Raw genomic sequence first — 18,362 nt, forward strand, 5'->3', positions numbered from 1 at the left:
GTCTACGACGCAGCCTGATCTTTCTTCTCTTGGAGCAGCTTCTGCAATTCGCCGCTCTGGTACATTTCGGTAACGATGTCGGAGCCACCGATAAATTCACCGTTGATGTAGAGTTGCGGAATAGTTGGCCAGTTTGAGTACTCTTTAATGCCCTGCCGGAATTCCGGTTCTGCAAGGACGTTCACGGCAAACAGATTATTTACCCCACACGCATTAAGGACTTTTACCGCATGGGCGGAAAAACCGCATTGAGGCGCTTGCGGCGTGCCTTTCATATAAAGCACGACGGGATGAGTCGTAACTTGTTGTTTAATAGTTTCTTGTGTATCCATATTAACTCGTCCTCCTCCTGAAATTTAATCAACCGGCAAATCAGCATAGGGGAAAGCCGAGCTGTTTTCAAGAGATATTGGTTTAAACATCGAAAGACATAATTAGGTTCTATTCGTTCCCTGCTAAATCATACAGATTCCCCCGCTAATCCGAGCTATTCCGGCTAAGTCGGGACGGCAAATTATCGCCCCAAAACCGGCCTCTTCCAATAACAGGCGGCAGGTTTGCGCCTGATCATAGCCATGTTCCACCAACAGCGTACCACCCGTTTCCAGGTGAGCAGGCGCGGCGGCGATAATCGTTCGCAGGCAGCTCAGGCCATCGCCGCTATCGGTCAGAGCCATGGACGGCTCAAAGCGCAAATCGCCTTGAGCCAGATGAGGATCGGCACCTGCAACGTATGGTGGATTGGAAACGATGAGATCAAATCTTTCCCCGACAAGCCTGTCAAACCAGTTGCTTCTGATAATGTTCACGTTGCTTACGCCAAGCTGCTTGGCGTTTGACTTGGCGATAGCTACCGCATCGTTCGACGCATCCACAGCGGTAACAGATGCCAGGGGGCGATATTTCGCTATTGTCAGCGCGATAGCTCCGCTACCGGTCCCGAGGTCGAGAATTTTCAGGAGACAGTCTACAGGACTTCGCTCCAAAGCCAGATCCACGAGTAATTCGGTTTCTGGCCGGGGGATGAGCACTGCGGGGCTGACCTTGAAATCCAGACTGTAAAACTCACGCTTGCCCGTAAGATAGGCAACCGGCTCGCCATGGGCGCGGCGCTGCGCCAATTGGACGAAGTACTGCGCCTGTTCCGGCAAAAGCTCCCGATCGGAGTGGGCAATTAGAACTGCATGGCTCATGTCGAGTACATGCTGCAATAACATTCGCGCATCGATATCGCCAATAGTCCGCCGTGCTTGATGCACTGCTTCCAAGACGGTGATTTGCCGCATTCGGTTTATCTCAGACCCCGCTTAGCCATAGATATTCGGTGACCTCGCGATTTCGATAGCGCCAGCTCAGGAACAGACACAAGAACAGACACAAAATGCAGAATGCTTGGCCTTATTCGCCCAGTGCCGCCAATTGCTCAGCCTGATGTTCGGAAATCAGCGCAGAGCAAAGCTCGGTCAAATCGCCATCCATGATCTGTTCGATCTTGTAGAGCGTAAGATTGATCCGGTGGTCGGTTACCCGACCCTGAGGAAAATTGTAAGTACGAATGCGCCCGGAGCGGTCGCCGGTACCGATCAATGATTTGCGGGTGGCGGCCTGCTTGCTCTGCTGCTCCTGCATCTGCTTATCGCGAATCCGCGCAGCCAAGACGCTCATCGCCTGAGCCTTGTTTTTGTGCTGAGAGCGCCCATCCTGGCACTCAACCACGATATTGGTCGGCAGGTGGGTGACGCGCACCGCCGAATCCGTCTTGTTGATATGTTGGCCACCTGCACCGGAGGCGCGGAATGTATCGATTCTCAGCTCGGCCGGGTTGAGCACCACATCCATAATCTCATCCGCTTCAGGCATTACCGCAACGGTACAGGCGGACGTGTGAATGCGGCCCTGAGTCTCTGTAGCGGGTACGCGCTGGACCCTATGACCACCGGATTCGAACTTGAGCTTGGAATAGGTGCCATTACCGATGATCTTGGCGATGATTTCCTTATAACCACCCGCTTCGGAAGGACTTTGCGAAATGATTTCCACCTGCCAGCGTTGGCGCTCAGCAAAGCGCGTGTACATGCGGAACAAGTCACCCGCAAATAGCGCGGACTCGTCCCCGCCAGTGCCAGCGCGTATTTCGAGAAAAATGTTGCGCTCATCGTTCGGGTCTTTCGGCAGTAGTTCCTTCTGTAGCTCCACCCCGATTTGCGCCATTCTCTCTCTGGCATTGCGCATTTCGGCGTCAGCAAATTCCCGGATCTCGGCATCGGCGGTAATTTCCGCAGACATCTCCCGTGCGGTATGAATGTCGCGTTCGCTTTGGAGATAGGCATCATAGAGTTCGACTACCGGCGCGATCTCCGCGCGCTCGCGCGTGAGCTTGCGATACTTGTCGAGATTAGCGGTGATGGTTTCGCTGCTCAGCAGGCGATTCAACTCCTCCAGGCGCACGCTAAGCTGCGTGAGCTTGGCAGTCATGCTTTTGTTCATTCCGGACGGTGGAGATGGTACAGGCGGTTTATCAGATCGACCAGATCGTCACGCTCGTTCGCTACAGCGTGATTGAGCGCGTAGGAAGGGATATGCAGGAATTTGTTGGTCAGGCCGTTACTCAACGATTCGATTATTTTTTGCGGGTCCTCGCCCTTGGCAAGAAGCTTTTTGGCCCGCTCCAGTTCATGGCGGCGGTAGCGTTCAGCCTGATCGCGCAACGCACGTATGGTGGGGACGACTTCGCGCGACTCGAGCCAATGCATGAAATTGACGACGTTCGAGTCGATGATCGCCTCCGCCTGTGCAACGGCGCCCTGGCGAGCATCCAATCCTTCCTTCACCACCTCGGCAAGATCATCCACGGAATAGAGAAACACGTCATCCAATTCCGCCACTTCCGGCTCGACATCGCGCGGCACGGCCAGATCCACCATGAAAATCGGTCGGTGTTTGCGCGCCTTGATTGCGCGTTCCAGCATTCCCTTGCCCAGTATGGGAAGTGTGCTCGCGGTGCAGGTTACCACGATATCGTGGAGTGCTAATTGTTCGGGAAGCTCATTCAAGGTGATGACCTGCGCATTGAAGCGATGAGCCAGGGCCTGTGCGCGCTCACTGGTGCGATTGGCGACGGTGATACGCTTGGGATTGCGTGCAGCGAAGTGACTCGCGCACAACTCGATCATTTCTCCCGCGCCGATGAATAGCACGCGCTGCTCATTGATCTCACCGAAAATTCGCTCTGCCAGCCGCGTAGCGGCCGCGGCCATGGAAACCGAATTTGTGCCGATCTCGGTGGAACTGCGAACCTCCTTGGCAACAAAAAAAGTGCGCTGAAACAGTTTGTGCAACAGCATTCCGAGTGTGCCGGCGTGCTCGGCGGATTTCACTGCATTTTTTAGCTGACCCAGTATCTGCGGTTCACCCAATACCATGGAATCCAGACCGCTGGCCACGCGAAAGGCATGCTTCACCGCTTGCTCGCGCGGCAGCTTGTACAGATACGGCTCCAGCTCCCGCGCGGGCAACTGATGAAAATCGGCCAGCCAATGCGTTGCCTCCTCCGGTTTATCCGTACTGCAATAAACCTCGGTTCGGTTGCAGGTGGACACAATCGCCGCCTCCTTCACCGGGCGGCGTCCTACCAGATCGAGCAACGCGCGCTCCATCGCATCTTCCGGGAACGCGACCTGCTCGCGCACGTCCAGCGGCGCAGTCTGATGGTTAATGCCAAAGGCAAATAACTGCATTGAAGACACGATAGGCGACGGGGCGGAAATTTAAAAATTCGCTGATTATAGTCTTACAAGCTTTTGAATACCATCACTTAGAAGAGTTTCTGTTTTAGAGAAAAATATGCGAGTCCGAAGATCAAGCTGCTTCCTGGGGCGCTTGGGCACTTCTGCGGGAAAGAGCAAACTGGGGCCAAGAGGGGCCGGGGAAAAAGGAAATAAAGGGCAAGTCTATCGGAAAAATTGCTGAGCTTATAAGAATTTCGTATAAATTCCGTAACAAATAGCCGCTACAATCTGATCGTACTTCATCATTACATGAGGCTAACCATGGCTAAATATGTCCCGTATGTGCGAACCGCGGAAGGCCGCGTGGAGCGGAAGTCCTACGCTATCTTCAACGCTACCGGCGACAGCTTGTCACCTTATGTACATGAAGAGCCGCTCGTGGGATGGCCTGAATCCAAGGTATATTGGGCGAGCGAAGCCGGGCCGAGTGTCGGCATCGCCCCACTCAACCCCCATCCCGATCATGTTTCATCTGCAGAACAATAAAACACACCGGATATTGGAAGGGGATCGATACAAGAATCACATCACATCGCTCTTGCACTGCATGCCTGTGCCGGTCGCACGTGTATTAAATGTTCAATTTAGTACAAACCGATACGGGAACTACGGTCTGCCGCGCATGGCAGACCATGTTCTTGACGCGCTGTTGAGCGCCCTTCCCAACGCGGGCGAGGACCCTACCGAGCATAAGCGTTTGATGTAATCAAAAGGCTTTTCACCGCTCAGGCGCATAATCTTCCTGATATCGCAACCCGGATAATTGGTGCCTGGCTGCGTCGTGTACGAGAATCTGATTCCCAACGCCGACAGATCATCGAGCCATTCCTGACGAAAGTAACCCCAAGGCCACGCAAGATGAATCTCATGCGTGTACCCTTGATCACGCAGTGTTTGAACCGAAATAGCGATATCCTGCTGGACGACCTGCCGGATATTTGCGGAAGAACTGTTAATCCAGGACGAGTCGTGCGAGTGCGTATGGGAATGAAGCTCAAAAATTCCGCTATCGACCATTGACTTTATTTCATCCCAGGACAAGTAGCGCTCGTCCCCTTCTTCAAGCCAGGTGTCGGTCGGTTGCCCTGTTTGCTCATCCTTTATTTTTCCGGTGACAACGAACAATATTGCGTTCATCCCGTATTTCTCGAGAAGCGGCGCGGCGATGTAACAGTTATCACGGTACCCATCATCAAACGTAATAACGAGGCCACGCTCAACGACTTCCTCTCCGGCGAGGGCACGCTCGAATTGCGCGCTTGTAAGGCTACGAAAGCCCCTTTTCCTGAACCACTGCAAATAATGATCAAATTCGTCGATAGTGACCGATATCGAATTCTTGTAAGGGAGCACGCGATGAAAGGCTATGACGGGAATAGGCGACGAAAAAAATGGGGTCATATGCGGGGCAAAAGCGTCAGTATGGGAATCTGAATCCGACGCTCATGCCGCCCCGCAACAACTGCCGCTTCCCAGCGTCTTCAATTGCCTCTCCGATCGCATCGGCTAAGCGCTTCATCGCGTTCTCAAGCGTATAAACGTCAGTTCGCATAGGGCTTTGTAAATATAAATGAAGGAAAGTTTTTTTGGCGCCACGCCAACTTAGCATATCCGAAAAAGACAGTGGATTCGATAGACCATAAGGACTTTTAACATGACCTTTAACATGGGGATCTTTAACGCGGGAACATCAAGCTCAACAGTTTTTTGTTATCCGAACACTCCATGCGAGGGAAATTCCAATAGAATAGTCGCCGGCGATAAGTAACACTCGTCTTAATCCACTACTCCCAGCAAAATTTTGATCAGCGTCATACAACGTTTCTGTTTCTCTTTGTCGACTTGGTCATGACGCCCTGGATAGCTCGTTTATAAGCGGCGCTGTACGCATCTCTCTGGTCAAACCTAAGCGACATGCACGCTAACATTTCGAGAGTGCCCCTTCTGGATGCGCTCAAAGCCATTGCCTGCTTATCAATTGTATCGCATCACTTGGCAGCCTACGGCCCCATGTCCGAGATAGCGTACCCGCTGTTTCCCGGGTTGATTGAGGGAGTCTACGAATATGGAAGAATGGCGGTACAAGTCTTTATCGTCATTGCGGGCTTTCTGTTCGCGGGAAAGCATGCACCAGGCGGGGTACTGGTCATGGCTTACCCCGTTCAGGCAATTAAACAACGCTATTTCAGACTGGTCGTGCCCTATCTCGCCGCCCTGATCTTGGCAATCGCGTGTGCGGCCGTTGCCAGGCGTTGGATGATTCACGATTCGATCCCTGATGCACCTAACCTCCTCCAACTTCTGGCACATGCATTTTTACTGCAGGATTTGCTCGATCAGGAGGTTCTATCGGCAGGTGTCTGGTACGTAGCTGTTGATTTTCAGTTGTTCATGCTTACCGTGATGTTGCTGTGGCTATCGGGACAAATCCAGTGTTGGTACCCGAACCTCAAGGCGGCCGGTCAGATTGTGATTACAGGCGTAACTTTAGCCTCGCTGTTTGTATTTAATCGGGATAATTCCTGGGATGAAACTGCTTTCTATTTTTTTGGCTCGTTCGGTCTCGGGATTTTGGTTTATTGGATTGCGAACACGCGGCACCGTAGCCTTTGGCTCCTGCTACTCGTTCTGGTGGTAATCATGGCATTGCTGGTGGATTTCCGTGCACGGATAGCGGTTGCGGGGCTTGTAATGCTGATGCTGGGACTTGCGCGGCAATATAGCTCGTTGCTTGAGAATTTGCCCTTGCCGAATTTTCTTACCTCTCTCGGACGCATTTCCTACTCGATATTCCTGGTTCACTTTCCCCTGTGCCTGGTTGTCAATACAACATTCTTTCACTTTTTCCCAGCTCAACCTGTCACGAATGCGTTCGGGCTGATTTTGGCTTTCTGCGTCAGTATCTTTGGTGGCGCTTTATTTTTCAGATGGGTCGAAAACATCTGGAGTAGCCCCGCTCATGTCTGGAAGAGAACCAAGGGTACCGTTGTTTCTGTCGCCGAGGCCGGAGACTTTTCTCGTAGCAAGGGCACACTCCAATAGCAATCTGAAATAGTCGTATAAGCCAGTTTCGAGATGTGGTTGGGTTGTCAAAACAGGCGAATATTACGCATGAGGAGGCGCGCTCAGCGCTTGAAGACGCTCTCCCGTGAGCTTTTCGTACAACTCGTCCAAAAATCCCCGCTGTCCAGGAAGAATGCGGCGAGCGGCTTCCGCTATATCAAACCACTCGGCGCGGTCCACCTCGGGAAACTCCCCAATTTTGCCCGAACCCTTCGGCCACTCCATGCTGAATGTGTTTGAGACCAGGCTGGAAGGATCCCAGTCGCTTTCGGCCGCCCATGCATCAACGATTTTTCCGCTAGGCTGCTTGCGGCGTGCAAGCGGAAAGAACGGCCCAGTTGGTCGGTGTCCGGTTTCTTCGAAGAATTCTCTCAGGGCGGCCTGAAGGGGATCTTCGTTTTCGTCATACTCACCCTTTGCGATTGACCACGATCCCAAGTCTCTCTTGGCCCAAAATGGTCCTCCGGGATGGACAAGGAGAACTTCAAGGTGACCGGCTTTCAAGCGGTAGGGAAGGATGCCGGCGCTAGTGGGGGGCATGGGGAAGTCCCATCGTTAACGAACAATAACTATGACTTCCCGTTCTGCCTGTATGTGTGACGGATAACCCAAGTACAGGCATATAAGCCGATTAAATGGCTTTTGGACGTCTGGCCGCCTTTTGGATACTTGCGATGCGCTTATGGTGAAACGGTTTATAGATGGGAGAGATTAATAAGGGCAGCGCTATATTTCCAGCTGATTGTTCAGTTATCGAAATTTGCAACAAGTAAAAAGTATTGTCGCGTAAGCGAGACCTCAGACCTTCGTAATCCTTGTCTTTAAGAGATTTTCTAAGACTCTACTACGAATGTCTATATTGTTTAGGTTTTGCGTAGCTTTGAATTCATTATTTGCAACGTATACAAGCCGGAGAGTTTCAATTGCCCGTTTGCTATTAGCTACAACTTGGCTTGAAAAGTCAAAAACTAGCTGACGTCCTTCATCCTCATCTTTCATTATTCTTCTCCGATATTGCTAGTTTCCCGATCACCCACTGCTCGTGAGTTGAATAATCGTCAAGAGAAGTTGTTATTATAGGCTGAGCCATTTTTTTGTCCATCAAGATAAATCTGCCTTTTTCCTTTCTTGGCCTCTTTGTTGAGTCAAGTCGAAAAAGTCGAAGTATGTTCTGTGGGGCAACGCCTTCATACTGAATAAATCTCACCCTCCTTTCAGTAGTGTTTTCCTTTACTGAAACAGAATCACTATGCAATACTGTGGCTAAACTTTTTGGATAAGGTTCGATAAACACGACTTTTTCAATCCCACTTGCGACAATATGTCTAGCACAAGAATGGCAAGGAAAAGTCGTACAGTATAATGTCGATCCCACGATACCTGTCTTTTCGCCCCTTGCGACAGAAATAATTGCTTCCATTTCTGCGTGAACAGCTCGAGAATACTCAATCAGTTGTTTAATATCTGTCTGCTTTAGCGCGTCCTCAACTGCTTGAGTATTGATGTCTTCTTTCAATAACGGTTTTAATTTATCGCACGCAGCTTCATACAGCCGGTTTTTTCGTTCATCATTGTGGCAAATCTTGTCCGCCCACTTGTAACAACGGTGATCATCCTTACCGTCCTCCTCACTGTATAGGCCACCGCCGAATTTTGGAACGTCATTCCTGCCCAACCCGATTATCTCCCCTTTCTTGCTTACGATCACCGCGCCTACTTGTCGAGAGAGACAGCCAGAGATAGCAGCTTGGGCATGCGCCGCGTGCATCGCGGTTTCATCGGATGTCGGAGAATGAACCGGTATGGCAAAGAGTATTTCAAGGTAACGCTCTAGCGATTTCCTCAACTCTACATCATTTGGATGATCATTGCGTACAAAAAAATCAGCTTTATGAAACGCGTCACTCACTTGTTGCCCGAAGTCATCATTTTCCCCATAATCCTTCTCGATTATCTTGGTAATTTCAGCTTCGCTTGGGCTATTTTTTTTTAATCGCTCCTTTCTGATGTCTTCAGGCGCAAAAACTCCAAAAACCCAGAAAATGTCACCATATGTCTCGCGAAGCAAGTCAAGTTCAGCTGGATGCTTGAGCGAGTCAATGATATGAGCATATCGTAAAGATTGCGGAACCTTTGCTTCACCTCCTTTGGCAGGCTTAAACCCCTTCTCTTGTCTAATCGAATGTATACGCTCTATGATTTTCGCAACTAAATAATTGTTGCCAAATTTTTCTCGTAGGGTATTTCCAACCGCCTGATATTTTGCTATGCGATTACTTCCGGTTAAACCAACTTCGATATTTTCAGATAGAAGTTTTGCGCTACTCGCGATCTGGTCACTAGGTTTGTAAGGTATTACCGTGTAACCATACTGAGTCTCGAGCGTGTTTTCTAGTATCGCTTTGGCTGTTGTGCAACCGGATGCCACAGGGCCGACAAGCGCTATTACAAGCTCTTGGGTACGTCGGTCCTTTGGCGCTAGAAGCTCGCTTTCCGTAACGGTTACGCTCCCCTTCTGGGGCAGACTGACTATCGAGTCATTTCTAATCATTTATTTTTCTGACCATTCCTTCGCTACTGCAAATGGATTACATAAAGAAAAAGGCTTGCCGTTGTATTAACGGACAAGCCTTTGACTTTCTTTATGGTGGCCAAGGGCGGAATCGAACCACCGACACAAGGATTTTCAGTCCTCTGCTCTACCGACTGAGCTACTTGGCCATTTGAAACATTTACAACTTTAGCGTGACACAAGGATTTTAGCTTCGGCCGCCCGGCTCTCGCCGTGCTTAACATGCCCGATAAACCCTGGGGCAATTAGCCTTCACTCCAACAAGCCTCGACATTCCCATGTCGAGCCGTGTTGTCAGTCCTCTGCTCTACCGACTGAGCTACTTGGCCATTTGAAACATTTACAACTTTAGCGTGATACAAGGATTTTAGCTTCGGCCGCCCGGCTCTCGCCGTGCTTAACATGCCCCGATAAACCTGGGGCAATTAGCCTTCACTCCAACAAGCCTCGACATTCCCATGTCGAGCCGAGTTGTCAGTCCTCTGCTCTACCGACTGAGCTACTTGGCCATTTGAAACACTACAACTTTATCGCGACACAAGGATTTTAGCTCCGGCGCGCCCGGCTCTCGCCGTGCTTAACATGCCCGATAAACCCTGGGGCAGTTAGCCTTCACGCAACAAGCCCCTTGCACGTCAATCCCCCCCTGAAGCTCAAGCAGCGAAACGAGGGCAATGTGACGCTTTTTTGACCGCGCAATTCTAGCACAGCGCCCAAGTCATTGGAACAAACTCCGGTTATCACCATGCTGTAGAATTGCCTAAGGCTGGGCATTATAAAGTTGGGGCTCTTCCGAATTTCCGTTTGCGCGAAATGACCAGCGTTGTTTGCTGGCCGATCTGATAAGGAAAGTTTGCCATATTCAGTTACAACCGGGCCATATAGACCCGGCGGTTTAAAACAGGCTACAATTCAGCATTTTAGCAGTTGCATGTCATGCATGTTTGCCGCGGTATCCCCGTTAAGCCTGAAGCTCCCGTTGCGCTCACCATAGGCAATTTTGATGGGGTGCACCTGGGCCATCAGGCCATGCTTGCCCGTCTGGAAGAAGCTGCCGGTCGGCTTGGTCTCGCCTCTTGCGTGATGATTTTCGAGCCCCATCCGCGCGAGTTTTTTGCGCCCGATAAAGCGCCCACCCGTCTTACCAGCCTGAGGGAAAAACTGGAGCTGCTGGCGGCGGCGGGCGTCGACCGGGTGCAGATATGCCGTTTCAATTTCGACTTCGCCAGGATAAGCGCGGAGGATTTTATTGTGCATATCCTTCAGCAAGGGCTTGGCGTCCGCTGGATTCTGGTAGGCGACGACTTTCGTTTTGGTGCGCGCCGCGCCGGGGATTTTGCCATGCTCAAGGCTTTTTCGGACAGATGCGGTTTTACGGTGCAAGAAATGCCGGGTTACACCGTGGATGGCATGCGGGTTTCGAGCACGGCTGTTCGCAAGGCACTTTCTGCGGGCGACCTGAATCTTGTCGAGCGCCTGCTGGGACACCCCTATAGCATTAGCGGACGTGTGGTGAGGGGGGATCAGTTGGGAAAGAAAATCGGCTTTCCCACCGCCAACATCCAGTTGAAGCATAACCGGCCACCGCTGTCAGGAATTTTCGTGGTGGAAGTCGAGATGGAAGGCTTCGATAATCCAGCGCTGTCTCCGTCCCAGGCGTTCCAGGGGGTTGCCAGCCTGGGCGTACGTCCGACTGTGCATGAGGGCGGCAAACCGGTATTGGAAGTTTATCTGTTCGATTTCGATCAGGATATTTACGGCCGACACTTGCGGGTACATTTTCTTCGCAAGCTTCGCGACGAAAAGAAGTATTCCGATCTTGTTACGCTTACTCAGCAGATCGGGCGGGATGTGGAGGATGCCCGGAATTATTTCCGAGCGCTTCCTTCCACCGCTTCTGCCACGATTGAAAAGAAGCTCCTGCACAGGCCGAACTGACGATCGCATTATTTTTTATATTTCATGACTGACTATAAAAAAACGCTTAACCTGCCTGATACGCCCTTTCCCATGCGCGGCGATCTCGCCAAACGCGAACCGCTCATGCTCAAAGCCTGGCAGGAAAAGAATCTTTACCGGAAAATCCGGGAAGTCTGCAAAGGTCGTCCAAAATTCGTACTGCATGATGGTCCCCCTTATGCGAACGGCGACATACACATCGGCCACGCGGTCAACAAGATTCTCAAGGACATCGTCATCCGGTCGAAAACGCTGGCTGGCTTTGATGCCCCCTACGTGCCTGGATGGGATTGCCATGGGCTCCCCATCGAGCATCAGATAGAAAAAAAGCACGGCAAGAATCTGCCCCCGGAAAAGGTGCGGGAACTGTGCCGCGCTTTTGCGCAGCAGCAGGTTGACCGGCAGAAAGCCGATTTCATCCGGCTTGGTGTCCTGGGCGATTGGGATCATCCGTATCTCACCATGAATTACAACACAGAGGCCGGCATCATCCGCGCGCTGGGAAAGATTCATGAACGCGGATATCTCTACCAGGGGCAAAAGCCCGTCAATTGGTGCATCGATTGTGGTTCCGCGCTGGCGGAAGCTGAGGTGGATTATGAGGACAAGACTTCATCCGCTATCGATGTGAAGTTCAGGGTGGTCGATCTCGTCGCCTTCCGGAAAAAAATCTCGAATTCGTCTGGAAATTCCGGCTCGGCTGATCAATCTGCTAAACCGGTGTATGTGGTTATCTGGACAACCACGCCGTGGACCTTGCCCGCGAATCAGGCGGTGAGTGTGAATCCTGATGAGCTCTACGTCATCGCGGATATGGGGAGCGAGTGCTTACTGATAGCAGAACCCCTGCTGTATGGTGCGCTACAGCGCTATGGTATTGATAGGGCTGGCGTTAATACCGTGGGGAAATATATGGGGCGCGCGCTCGAGGGTATTTTACTTCAGCATCCATTTTACCAGCGCCAGGTTCCCATCATTTTGGGAGAGCACGTGACGATGGACGCCGGAACCGGCGCGGTGCATACCGCACCGGCGCATGGCGTGGACGATTATGCCGTGGGGCAGAAGTATGGTTTGCCGGTGGACAATCCGGTGGGGGATGACGGGCGGTTTTTCGAAAATGTGCCGCTTGTTGGCGGACTCCTGGTCTGGAAAGCCAATGAGGTGGTTATTCAGGAGCTGGCGAGAAGTGGCCTCCTGCTGAAAGAAGAGAAGCTGCAGCACAGCTATCCGCATTGCTGGCGGCACCGGACACCCATCATTTTCCGCGCGACGCCGCAATGGTTTATTTCCATGGACAAGAGAGTCAGGAGCACGGATCCAGATGATGTTAACCAGACCTTGCGGGAAGCGGCATCGGCTGCGATAGAGGCCACTGCGTTTTACCCCTCCTGGGGGAGGGCGCGGCTGGAAGCGATGGTAAAAAACCGGCCGGACTGGTGCGTCTCGCGCCAGCGCAACTGGGGCGTGCCCATGGCGCTCTTCGTAAACAAGCAAACCCATGAATTACATCCGCGTACCGATGAACTGCTGGAGCAGGTGGCGCAGCTCGTGGAGCAGCGGGGAATCGAGGCGTGGTTCAGCCTGAATCCCGTGGAGCTATTGGGCGATGAAGCGAAAGATTACAAGAAATTGCCGGATACGCTGGACGTTTGGTTCGATTCTGGGACCACGCACGACACGGTGCTCAAACACAACGCACAGCTCGGGTATCCCGCAGACCTGTATCTCGAGGGCTCCGACCAGCACCGGGGCTGGTTTCAATCTTCGCTCTTGACCGGCTGTGCCATTGATGGCCGTGCGCCTTACAATGCGTTGCTTACGCATGGCTTCGTCGTGGACGGACATGGGCACAAGATGAGCAAATCGAAGGGGAATGTCATTGCTCCCCAGAAGATAATGGATACCTCGGGAGCGGATATTCTGCGATTGTGGGTGGCTTCCACCGATTACTCCGCCGAGCTTTCCATTTCCGACGAAATTCTGAAACGGGTGGTGGAGAGTTACCGCCGCATACGCAACACGCTTCGTTTTCTTCTGGCCAATCTGGCTGATTTCGATCCGAACAGGGATGCCGTTGCGGTGGAGGAATGGCTGGAGATTGATCGCTATATGCTGGCGTTCATGAGAATGCTCCAGGATGGCCTGGAACGCGATTATCAGCATTACGATTTTCATCTGATCGTGCACCGGCTGCACAACTTCTGTTCAGAGGATCTGGGCGGTTTCTATCTCGATATTCTGAAGGACCGGCTTTATACCGCTGCCGTCAAGGGTATACCCCGCCGCTCGGCGCAAAGTGCGCTATATCACATCGCCCACAGCCTGGTGCGGCTGTTCGCGCCCATTCTCAGCTTCACGTCCGAAGAGGTGTGGGAGCATCTGACCAGCGACGCAGAGGGTAGCGTGCTGCTGCATACCTGGCATATGTTCCCCGAGCAGGCGGACGAGGAAACCTTGTTGCAGCGCTGGGCGCGACTTCGTGAGCTTCGCTCGCGGGTGCAGCGGGCGCTGGAAGAGGCGCGTTCGGCGGGCAAGATTGGTTCATCGCTGGCCGCCACCGTAAAAATTCATGTGGGCGGCGATGATTTTGAGCTGCTCGATTCGTTGGGGAATGATCTCCGCCTGGTACTCATCACGTCCGAAGCCCAGGTGATGCAGGCGTTGGATTCGCAGGAAGAGCAAATTCTTATAGCGTCAAGTACGCATCGCAAGTGCGACCGCTGCTGGCATTATCGTGAAGACGTCGGGATCGACGCTGGTCACCCGACGATTTGCGGCCGATGCCTGTCCAATCTGTACGGTTCGGGCGAGGTTCGACATTATGCCTGAGGAAATGCAATCTCTATCGCCCGAGCTAAGATGAAGCTGTCGGCCAGCCTGATCCTCGCGTTTGTGGTACTGGTCCTGGACTTAGCCACCAAACGCTGGGTGGAGAGTTCACTCTTCAATGGCGAACAGATTCCATTGACGAGTTTCTTTAATCTCGTGCTGACCTACAATGCGGGCGCAGCATTCAGCTTCCTGAGTGATGCAGATGGGTGGCAACGCTGGTTTTTCAGCGTCATTGCGGCGGGGGCTTCGACCCTAATCGTTTACCTGCTGCGCAAGCATGCGGATGACAAGTGGTTTTGTATCGCGCTGAGCCTGATACTGGGCGGGGCTCTGGGTAATCTGTGGGATCGTGTTACCCTCGGCCATGTCGTCGATTTCCTGGATTTCTATATCGGCACCTACCATTGGCCGGCGTTCAATGTGGCGGACTCAGCGATCTCCGTGGGAGCAATGTTGCTGATAGTCGACAGTTTTCGCAGAAGGGAACCCGTGGCAGAGAAACGAAAAGGATAAGGCGCCTTTGAGCTAAGCTAAAGCTGTTAGAGGTTTTTAGCAGGCTGCCACAGCACTTCCGCGGCATTCTGTTGGCGATTTATGATTCGGCTTAATACGAATAAAAAATCGGATAAACGGTTGAGATAATGGATATGCATGGGCATCGTTGTTTCGTTCCGATAGAGCGCCACTACACATCTTTCAGCGCGGCGGGACACCGACCGGGCAACATGGCATAGAGCGGCGGCGCGGGCCCCACCCGGCAGTATGAATTCCTTTAGCGCCTCCAGAGTGGAGTTATATTCGTCCAGGTCTTTTTCCAGGCGGGCGACTTGCGTTTTGGCCAAGGTTACTCGTCCGGGTATACTCAGGTCCCCTCCGAGATCGAATAGATCGTGCTGAATGTTTTCCAGCTTGAGCCGCACGTCTTTTTCAAGATCTTCTGCAAGCAACACGCCGAGATGGCTGTTCAGTTCGTCCACCGTACCAATTGCTTCGATACGCGGGCTGTCCTTGTGGGTCCGGCTCCCATCGCCCAAACCGGTGGTGCCGTCGTCACCGGTGCGGGTATAAACCTTTGTCAGGCGCTTTCCCATAGGAGTTTTATGTCATGTTGTTCAGGTGATGGGCTGCCTACCAGGAAGGAGGGAACCGGACGGTTTAATTCAGATTAACCGTCCTGTTGGGGTTTACGGGGCGGCCGTGGCATGAATAGCGCGGCGAGCGGCTGTTCTTTATGGCCGTGCCGGAGGTGATCCGGGCGTCCGAGAACGACTGACGCCGTGGCGGAGGGACTGGCCGAACGCGATTGGCTACCAGTTGACATCGAGGGCATATAGGGCTGGCTGAATAACGGATCCTCCGGGATTTTGGAGCGGCTTCGCGGCAAATACCGATGGTCTTTTGTATGTCCGCGATCTTTGAAATGGGTTTCTCTTAGTTCAGGGCGTTTTCCGGGTTCGTGTTTGGCCCGGTCGCTGCCGTGGCGGCTCTCGCGCTCGGTGCTTGCGGTTCCGGCCGTTACTCCCGGCTCAAACTCGGCTATTACCTTTTTCGTCAGCTTGAATTTCAAAAGCTTTTCAATAGCGTCGAGTTGCTCGCGTTCATCCTCGCTCACCAACGAAATTGCGTCGCCTTTCGTGCCGGCGCGGCCCGTACGGCCGATGCGATGAATATAATCTTCGGGTGTGGTAGGCAATTCGAAATTGACGACATGTGGCAGTTCCTCGATATCCAATCCGCGCGCAGCAACATCAGTTGCCACCAGCACACGCACGATGCCTTGTTTGAATTGAGCCAGCGCTTCAGTGCGCTGAGGCTGAGTCTTGTCGCCATGAATTGCTGTCGCGGTTATTCCGTCGCGCTCCAACTGATGCGCCAGGCGGCTGGCACCATGCTTGGTTCGGACAAATACCAGGACCTGCTTCAGATCCTGGGATTTAATGAGATGCGTCAGCAAGCCACGCTTATGGTCCCGGGCTATCGGATGTACCACATGGGTTATGAGTTCCGCGATGGAGTTGCGCCTTGCCGCTTCAATCAGTATGGGATCTTTCAAGAGCTTGTTCGCAAGCTTCTTGATCTCTTCGGAAAAAGTCGCTGAGAACAGCAGGCTCTGCCGCTGCTCAGGGATCAATCCCAGGATGCGCTTGATATCGGGGAGAAAGCCCATATCCAGCATGCGATCCGCTTCGTCCAGAACCAGAATCTCCACCTTCGACAGGTTCATGGTTTTCTGCTGAATATGATCCAGTAGACGGCCTGGGGTGGCCACAAGTATTTCCACGCCTGTCCGCAGCGCTCTGGTCTGCGGCTCCATGTCCATTCCGCCGTAAACCGCAGCGCACCTGAGCGGCATGTATTTTCCGTAAGCTTTTACGCTTTCATACACCTGGATAGCCAACTCGCGTGTTGGCACCAGGATGAGCGCGCGGATGGGATGTCTTGCGGGGGATGCACTGGTATTAGCTTCGGGCTGCAGGCGGTTAAGCATCGGTAATGTAAAACCTGCGGTCTTGCCTGTGCCGGTTTGAGCTGCTCCCATGATGTCCCGGCCTTCCAAAATTGGCGGGATTGCCTGGGCCTGTATGGGGGTAGGTTCGGTATAACCTTGATCTGCGATGGCACGCAGGATTTCAGTGGATAAATTGAGTTGTGCGAAAGACATATGGATGGTTGTTCACAAACGATCTATAAGAATTTTTGAGCATGCCTAGGCCGGACTTGTACAGAAAGTCCTTAATGCGTTGTGTGCATGGCACATACGGTGTGCGTGTTGAGCCTATTACGACCGGTTCAGGCAGAGAATTTATGAAAAGAGGACTACAGATAACGACGGAATACAACGGTGGGCAGAAGCTTTGACCGAACAGTTTTGGACAACCATGAATAGACATTAGGTTGTACATCGAGAAAATTGAAAATCGCGCATTGTCAGGCTATAGACATATATTTAATCATTTCGTGCGCCCTGATGGACATCTTTTTGAGGTTTTCCGGCTTTAAGCCATTCATTACCCTTTCTTAATCCGCTCAGTAGCGCTGGGGCCGAGCCGATGGCAACAGCATCAACCAAACAATACCACGCTGCCACGCCACTCGGGGGATTTCCCTGAGACAGAGACATGACAGGTTCTATCGCTGCCCATTTCCATGTTCCAGCCGCGGTGCCGATGAGTTCCAGCCAGGTTGTGATAAAAAAGGCAGCGAGGTACACCATTGGCGAGCGGCCCTTGAAGAGGTAGACGAGGAAAACGCAGAATAATAACGCACCCACCTGATCCCCTTGCTCGGGATAACCGCTGATTCCCCAGATTGACCATGTACCGCATGTGAGGACAACGAATGTAGCGATCTTCCGGGAATATCTCAGGAAAAAACCGGAACGCGCAAGCGCGACCGCGGTTAAATACACCATACCGTGGCCTGGCGGCACGTAGGCGGGCACATTGCCGAATCGATAGGTATATCCACCCATATAGATCGATGCAAAATGCTCGCCCAGTGTGGCAAAGGCAACGGCTACGATGACCTGCATCCGTATCTCTTTATTTTCTCCAAACAACAATCCAAGCAGGAATGTCCATGCGATGAGCCCCATGAAATTCTGTTGCTCCATACTCCCGCTGGCGTCCATGTTTAAACTGATGGCGACGCAAGTGAAAGTGAGAGCCGCGATGAAGTAATCCCGTATTCGATGGGGATAAGCGACGTTGGGTTGTGGAAAATGGTGCAGCATTTCTAACGTATTCTTAAGTTCTGTTTATGAAAAATATCCGGCTGCTGTTCTGGCTGAGAGATTATTTCATTTCGGAGCAGGTGGAGTAAAACACGAATAAACGCTGGGGCGGGCCGCTTGTCTTTCTGGCTTTGACGTACGGATTGCTCATTTTGCGCAAATCAAAACCGCTGTCTCCACTCAGGCATCGGAGGCAGCGGTCAAAGAAACAACCGCAGAATAGCGATTAAACAAAATGCGGCGATAGTGTTTGAAATACGCAGGTTGGTATTTTACTCCTCCTCGTCCTCGTCCTTGGATTTCTTTTCGGGTTTGAGGACCATCTTGCCCTGTTTGCGGCTCTCGTTGAGGTCGGTTTCGGCCACTTCCTTGTGTACCAGGTTCTGATGGCAGTCGATGCAGGTGGCCCCTT

15 protein-coding genes and 1 tRNA gene are annotated in these 18,362 nt (G+C 52.3%); 5 read left to right on the forward strand and 11 right to left on the reverse strand.

Going from position 1 to position 18,362, the window contains the following annotated elements; all coding sequences use genetic code 11:
• Positions 1-2: 2 nt before the first annotated feature.
• From grxD to hemA, 4 genes are all read right to left on the reverse strand, one after another.
• Positions 3-332 carry a Grx4 family monothiol glutaredoxin gene (gene grxD / locus BMX00_RS13075; protein WP_090829463.1) on the reverse strand — a complete coding sequence of 110 codons (330 nt, stop codon included), beginning with the start codon at positions 330-332 and terminating at the stop codon, positions 3-5.
• 123 nt (positions 333-455) lie between these two features.
• Positions 456-1,286, reverse strand: a complete 831-nt coding sequence (gene prmC, locus BMX00_RS13080; protein ID WP_090829464.1) for a peptide chain release factor N(5)-glutamine methyltransferase — start codon at positions 1,284-1,286, stop codon at positions 456-458.
• 112 nt (positions 1,287-1,398) lie between these two features.
• The gene (gene prfA / locus BMX00_RS13085) at positions 1,399-2,487 is read right to left on the reverse strand and encodes a peptide chain release factor 1 (protein ID WP_090829465.1); all 1,089 of its coding nucleotides are present in this window, start codon (positions 2,485-2,487) and stop codon (positions 1,399-1,401) included.
• The gene (gene hemA, locus BMX00_RS13090) at positions 2,484-3,737 is read right to left on the reverse strand and encodes a glutamyl-tRNA reductase (RefSeq protein ID WP_090829466.1); all 1,254 of its coding nucleotides are present in this window, start codon (positions 3,735-3,737) and stop codon (positions 2,484-2,486) included. The genes prfA and hemA overlap by 4 nt, the downstream gene beginning before the upstream one ends.
• 312 nt (positions 3,738-4,049) lie before the next feature.
• Between hemA and BMX00_RS13095 the strand changes: the two genes are divergently transcribed.
• The gene (locus BMX00_RS13095) at positions 4,050-4,274 is read left to right on the forward strand and encodes a hypothetical protein (RefSeq protein ID WP_090829467.1); all 225 of its coding nucleotides are present in this window, start codon (positions 4,050-4,052) and stop codon (positions 4,272-4,274) included.
• Positions 4,275-4,394: 120 nt separating this feature from the next.
• Here BMX00_RS13095 and BMX00_RS13100 read toward each other — a convergent pair whose 3' ends face one another.
• A complete protein-coding gene (locus BMX00_RS13100) occupies positions 4,395-5,189 on the reverse strand; it encodes a polysaccharide deacetylase family protein (RefSeq protein ID WP_090829468.1) in 795 nt (264 codons plus the stop codon).
• A 513-nt stretch (positions 5,190-5,702) separates the two neighbouring features.
• Here BMX00_RS13100 and BMX00_RS13105 point away from each other — a divergent pair.
• Positions 5,703-6,830 (forward strand): acyltransferase family protein, encoded by a 1,128-nt coding sequence (locus BMX00_RS13105; RefSeq protein ID WP_177171866.1) that lies wholly within the window; start codon positions 5,703-5,705, stop codon positions 6,828-6,830.
• Positions 6,831-6,893: 63 nt separating this feature from the next.
• Here BMX00_RS13105 and BMX00_RS13110 read toward each other — a convergent pair whose 3' ends face one another.
• The 3 genes from BMX00_RS13110 to BMX00_RS13125 all read right to left on the reverse strand — a co-directional run bounded on the left by BMX00_RS13110 (position 6,894) and on the right by BMX00_RS13125 (position 9,572).
• Positions 6,894-7,391 carry an NUDIX hydrolase gene (locus BMX00_RS13110; protein WP_090829469.1) on the reverse strand — a complete coding sequence of 166 codons (498 nt, stop codon included), beginning with the start codon at positions 7,389-7,391 and terminating at the stop codon, positions 6,894-6,896.
• A gap of 448 nt (positions 7,392-7,839) precedes the next feature.
• Positions 7,840-9,402 (reverse strand): anti-phage dCTP deaminase, encoded by a 1,563-nt coding sequence (locus BMX00_RS13120; RefSeq protein WP_090829471.1) that lies wholly within the window; start codon positions 9,400-9,402, stop codon positions 7,840-7,842.
• 94 nt (positions 9,403-9,496) lie between these two features.
• A tRNA-Phe gene (locus tag BMX00_RS13125) sits at positions 9,497-9,572 on the reverse strand.
• Between the two features lie 787 nt (positions 9,573-10,359).
• Here BMX00_RS13125 and BMX00_RS13130 point away from each other — a divergent pair.
• The 3 genes from BMX00_RS13130 to lspA are packed head-to-tail and all read left to right on the forward strand — an operon-like array spanning position 10,360 to position 14,730.
• Positions 10,360-11,361, forward strand: a complete 1,002-nt coding sequence (locus tag BMX00_RS13130) for a bifunctional riboflavin kinase/FAD synthetase (RefSeq protein ID WP_090829472.1) — start codon at positions 10,360-10,362, stop codon at positions 11,359-11,361.
• Between the two features lie 24 nt (positions 11,362-11,385).
• Positions 11,386-14,214, forward strand: coding sequence for an isoleucine--tRNA ligase (gene ileS / locus BMX00_RS13135; protein WP_090829473.1), 2,829 nt, complete (start codon positions 11,386-11,388; stop codon positions 14,212-14,214).
• A gap of 30 nt (positions 14,215-14,244) precedes the next feature.
• Positions 14,245-14,730: a signal peptidase II gene (gene lspA / locus BMX00_RS13140; RefSeq protein ID WP_090829474.1), complete on the forward strand. Its 486-nt coding sequence runs from the start codon at positions 14,245-14,247 to the stop codon at positions 14,728-14,730.
• A 26-nt stretch (positions 14,731-14,756) separates the two neighbouring features.
• On the opposite strand, the gene BMX00_RS13145 is transcribed toward lspA, so the two are convergent.
• The 3 genes from BMX00_RS13145 to BMX00_RS13155 form a co-directional block, all read right to left on the reverse strand.
• Positions 14,757-15,308 (reverse strand): cob(I)yrinic acid a,c-diamide adenosyltransferase, encoded by a 552-nt coding sequence (locus BMX00_RS13145; protein ID WP_090829475.1) that lies wholly within the window; start codon positions 15,306-15,308, stop codon positions 14,757-14,759.
• 74 nt (positions 15,309-15,382) lie between these two features.
• On the reverse strand, positions 15,383-16,879 hold the full coding sequence (locus BMX00_RS13150) for a DEAD/DEAH box helicase (RefSeq protein WP_090829476.1): 1,497 nt from the start codon (positions 16,877-16,879) through the stop codon (positions 15,383-15,385).
• Between the two features lie 285 nt (positions 16,880-17,164).
• Positions 17,165-17,950: a hypothetical protein gene (locus BMX00_RS13155; protein WP_090829477.1), complete on the reverse strand. Its 786-nt coding sequence runs from the start codon at positions 17,948-17,950 to the stop codon at positions 17,165-17,167.
• Positions 17,951-18,362: the final 412 nt, after the last annotated feature.

Origin of the sequence: Nitrosovibrio tenuis (assembly GCF_900109785.1) — a bacterium.
GTDB classification, from domain to species: Bacteria; Pseudomonadota; Gammaproteobacteria; order Burkholderiales; family Nitrosomonadaceae; genus Nitrosospira; species Nitrosospira tenuis_A.

Excerpts from the sequence above, each read along its gene's own strand:
- grxD (WP_090829463.1), bottom strand. The coding sequence starts at position 332 with ATGGATACACAAGAAACTATTAAACAACAAGTTACGACTCATCCCGTC.
- prmC (WP_090829464.1), bottom strand. The coding sequence starts at position 1,286 with ATGCGGCAAATCACCGTCTTGGAAGCAGTGCATCAAGCACGGCGGACT.
- prfA (WP_090829465.1), bottom strand. The coding sequence starts at position 2,487 with ATGAACAAAAGCATGACTGCCAAGCTCACGCAGCTTAGCGTGCGCCTG.
- hemA (WP_090829466.1), bottom strand. The coding sequence starts at position 3,737 with ATGCAGTTATTTGCCTTTGGCATTAACCATCAGACTGCGCCGCTGGAC.
- BMX00_RS13095 (WP_090829467.1), top strand. The coding sequence starts at position 4,050 with ATGGCTAAATATGTCCCGTATGTGCGAACCGCGGAAGGCCGCGTGGAG.
- BMX00_RS13100 (WP_090829468.1), bottom strand. The coding sequence starts at position 5,189 with ATGACCCCATTTTTTTCGTCGCCTATTCCCGTCATAGCCTTTCATCGC.
- BMX00_RS13105 (WP_177171866.1), top strand. The coding sequence starts at position 5,703 with ATGCACGCTAACATTTCGAGAGTGCCCCTTCTGGATGCGCTCAAAGCC.
- BMX00_RS13110 (WP_090829469.1), bottom strand. The coding sequence starts at position 7,391 with ATGCCCCCCACTAGCGCCGGCATCCTTCCCTACCGCTTGAAAGCCGGT.
- BMX00_RS13120 (WP_090829471.1), bottom strand. The coding sequence starts at position 9,402 with ATGATTAGAAATGACTCGATAGTCAGTCTGCCCCAGAAGGGGAGCGTA.
- BMX00_RS13130 (WP_090829472.1), top strand. The coding sequence starts at position 10,360 with ATGCATGTTTGCCGCGGTATCCCCGTTAAGCCTGAAGCTCCCGTTGCG.
- ileS (WP_090829473.1), top strand. The coding sequence starts at position 11,386 with ATGACTGACTATAAAAAAACGCTTAACCTGCCTGATACGCCCTTTCCC.
- lspA (WP_090829474.1), top strand. The coding sequence starts at position 14,245 with ATGAAGCTGTCGGCCAGCCTGATCCTCGCGTTTGTGGTACTGGTCCTG.
- BMX00_RS13145 (WP_090829475.1), bottom strand. The coding sequence starts at position 15,308 with ATGGGAAAGCGCCTGACAAAGGTTTATACCCGCACCGGTGACGACGGC.
- BMX00_RS13150 (WP_090829476.1), bottom strand. The coding sequence starts at position 16,879 with ATGTCTTTCGCACAACTCAATTTATCCACTGAAATCCTGCGTGCCATC.
- BMX00_RS13155 (WP_090829477.1), bottom strand. The coding sequence starts at position 17,950 with ATGCTGCACCATTTTCCACAACCCAACGTCGCTTATCCCCATCGAATA.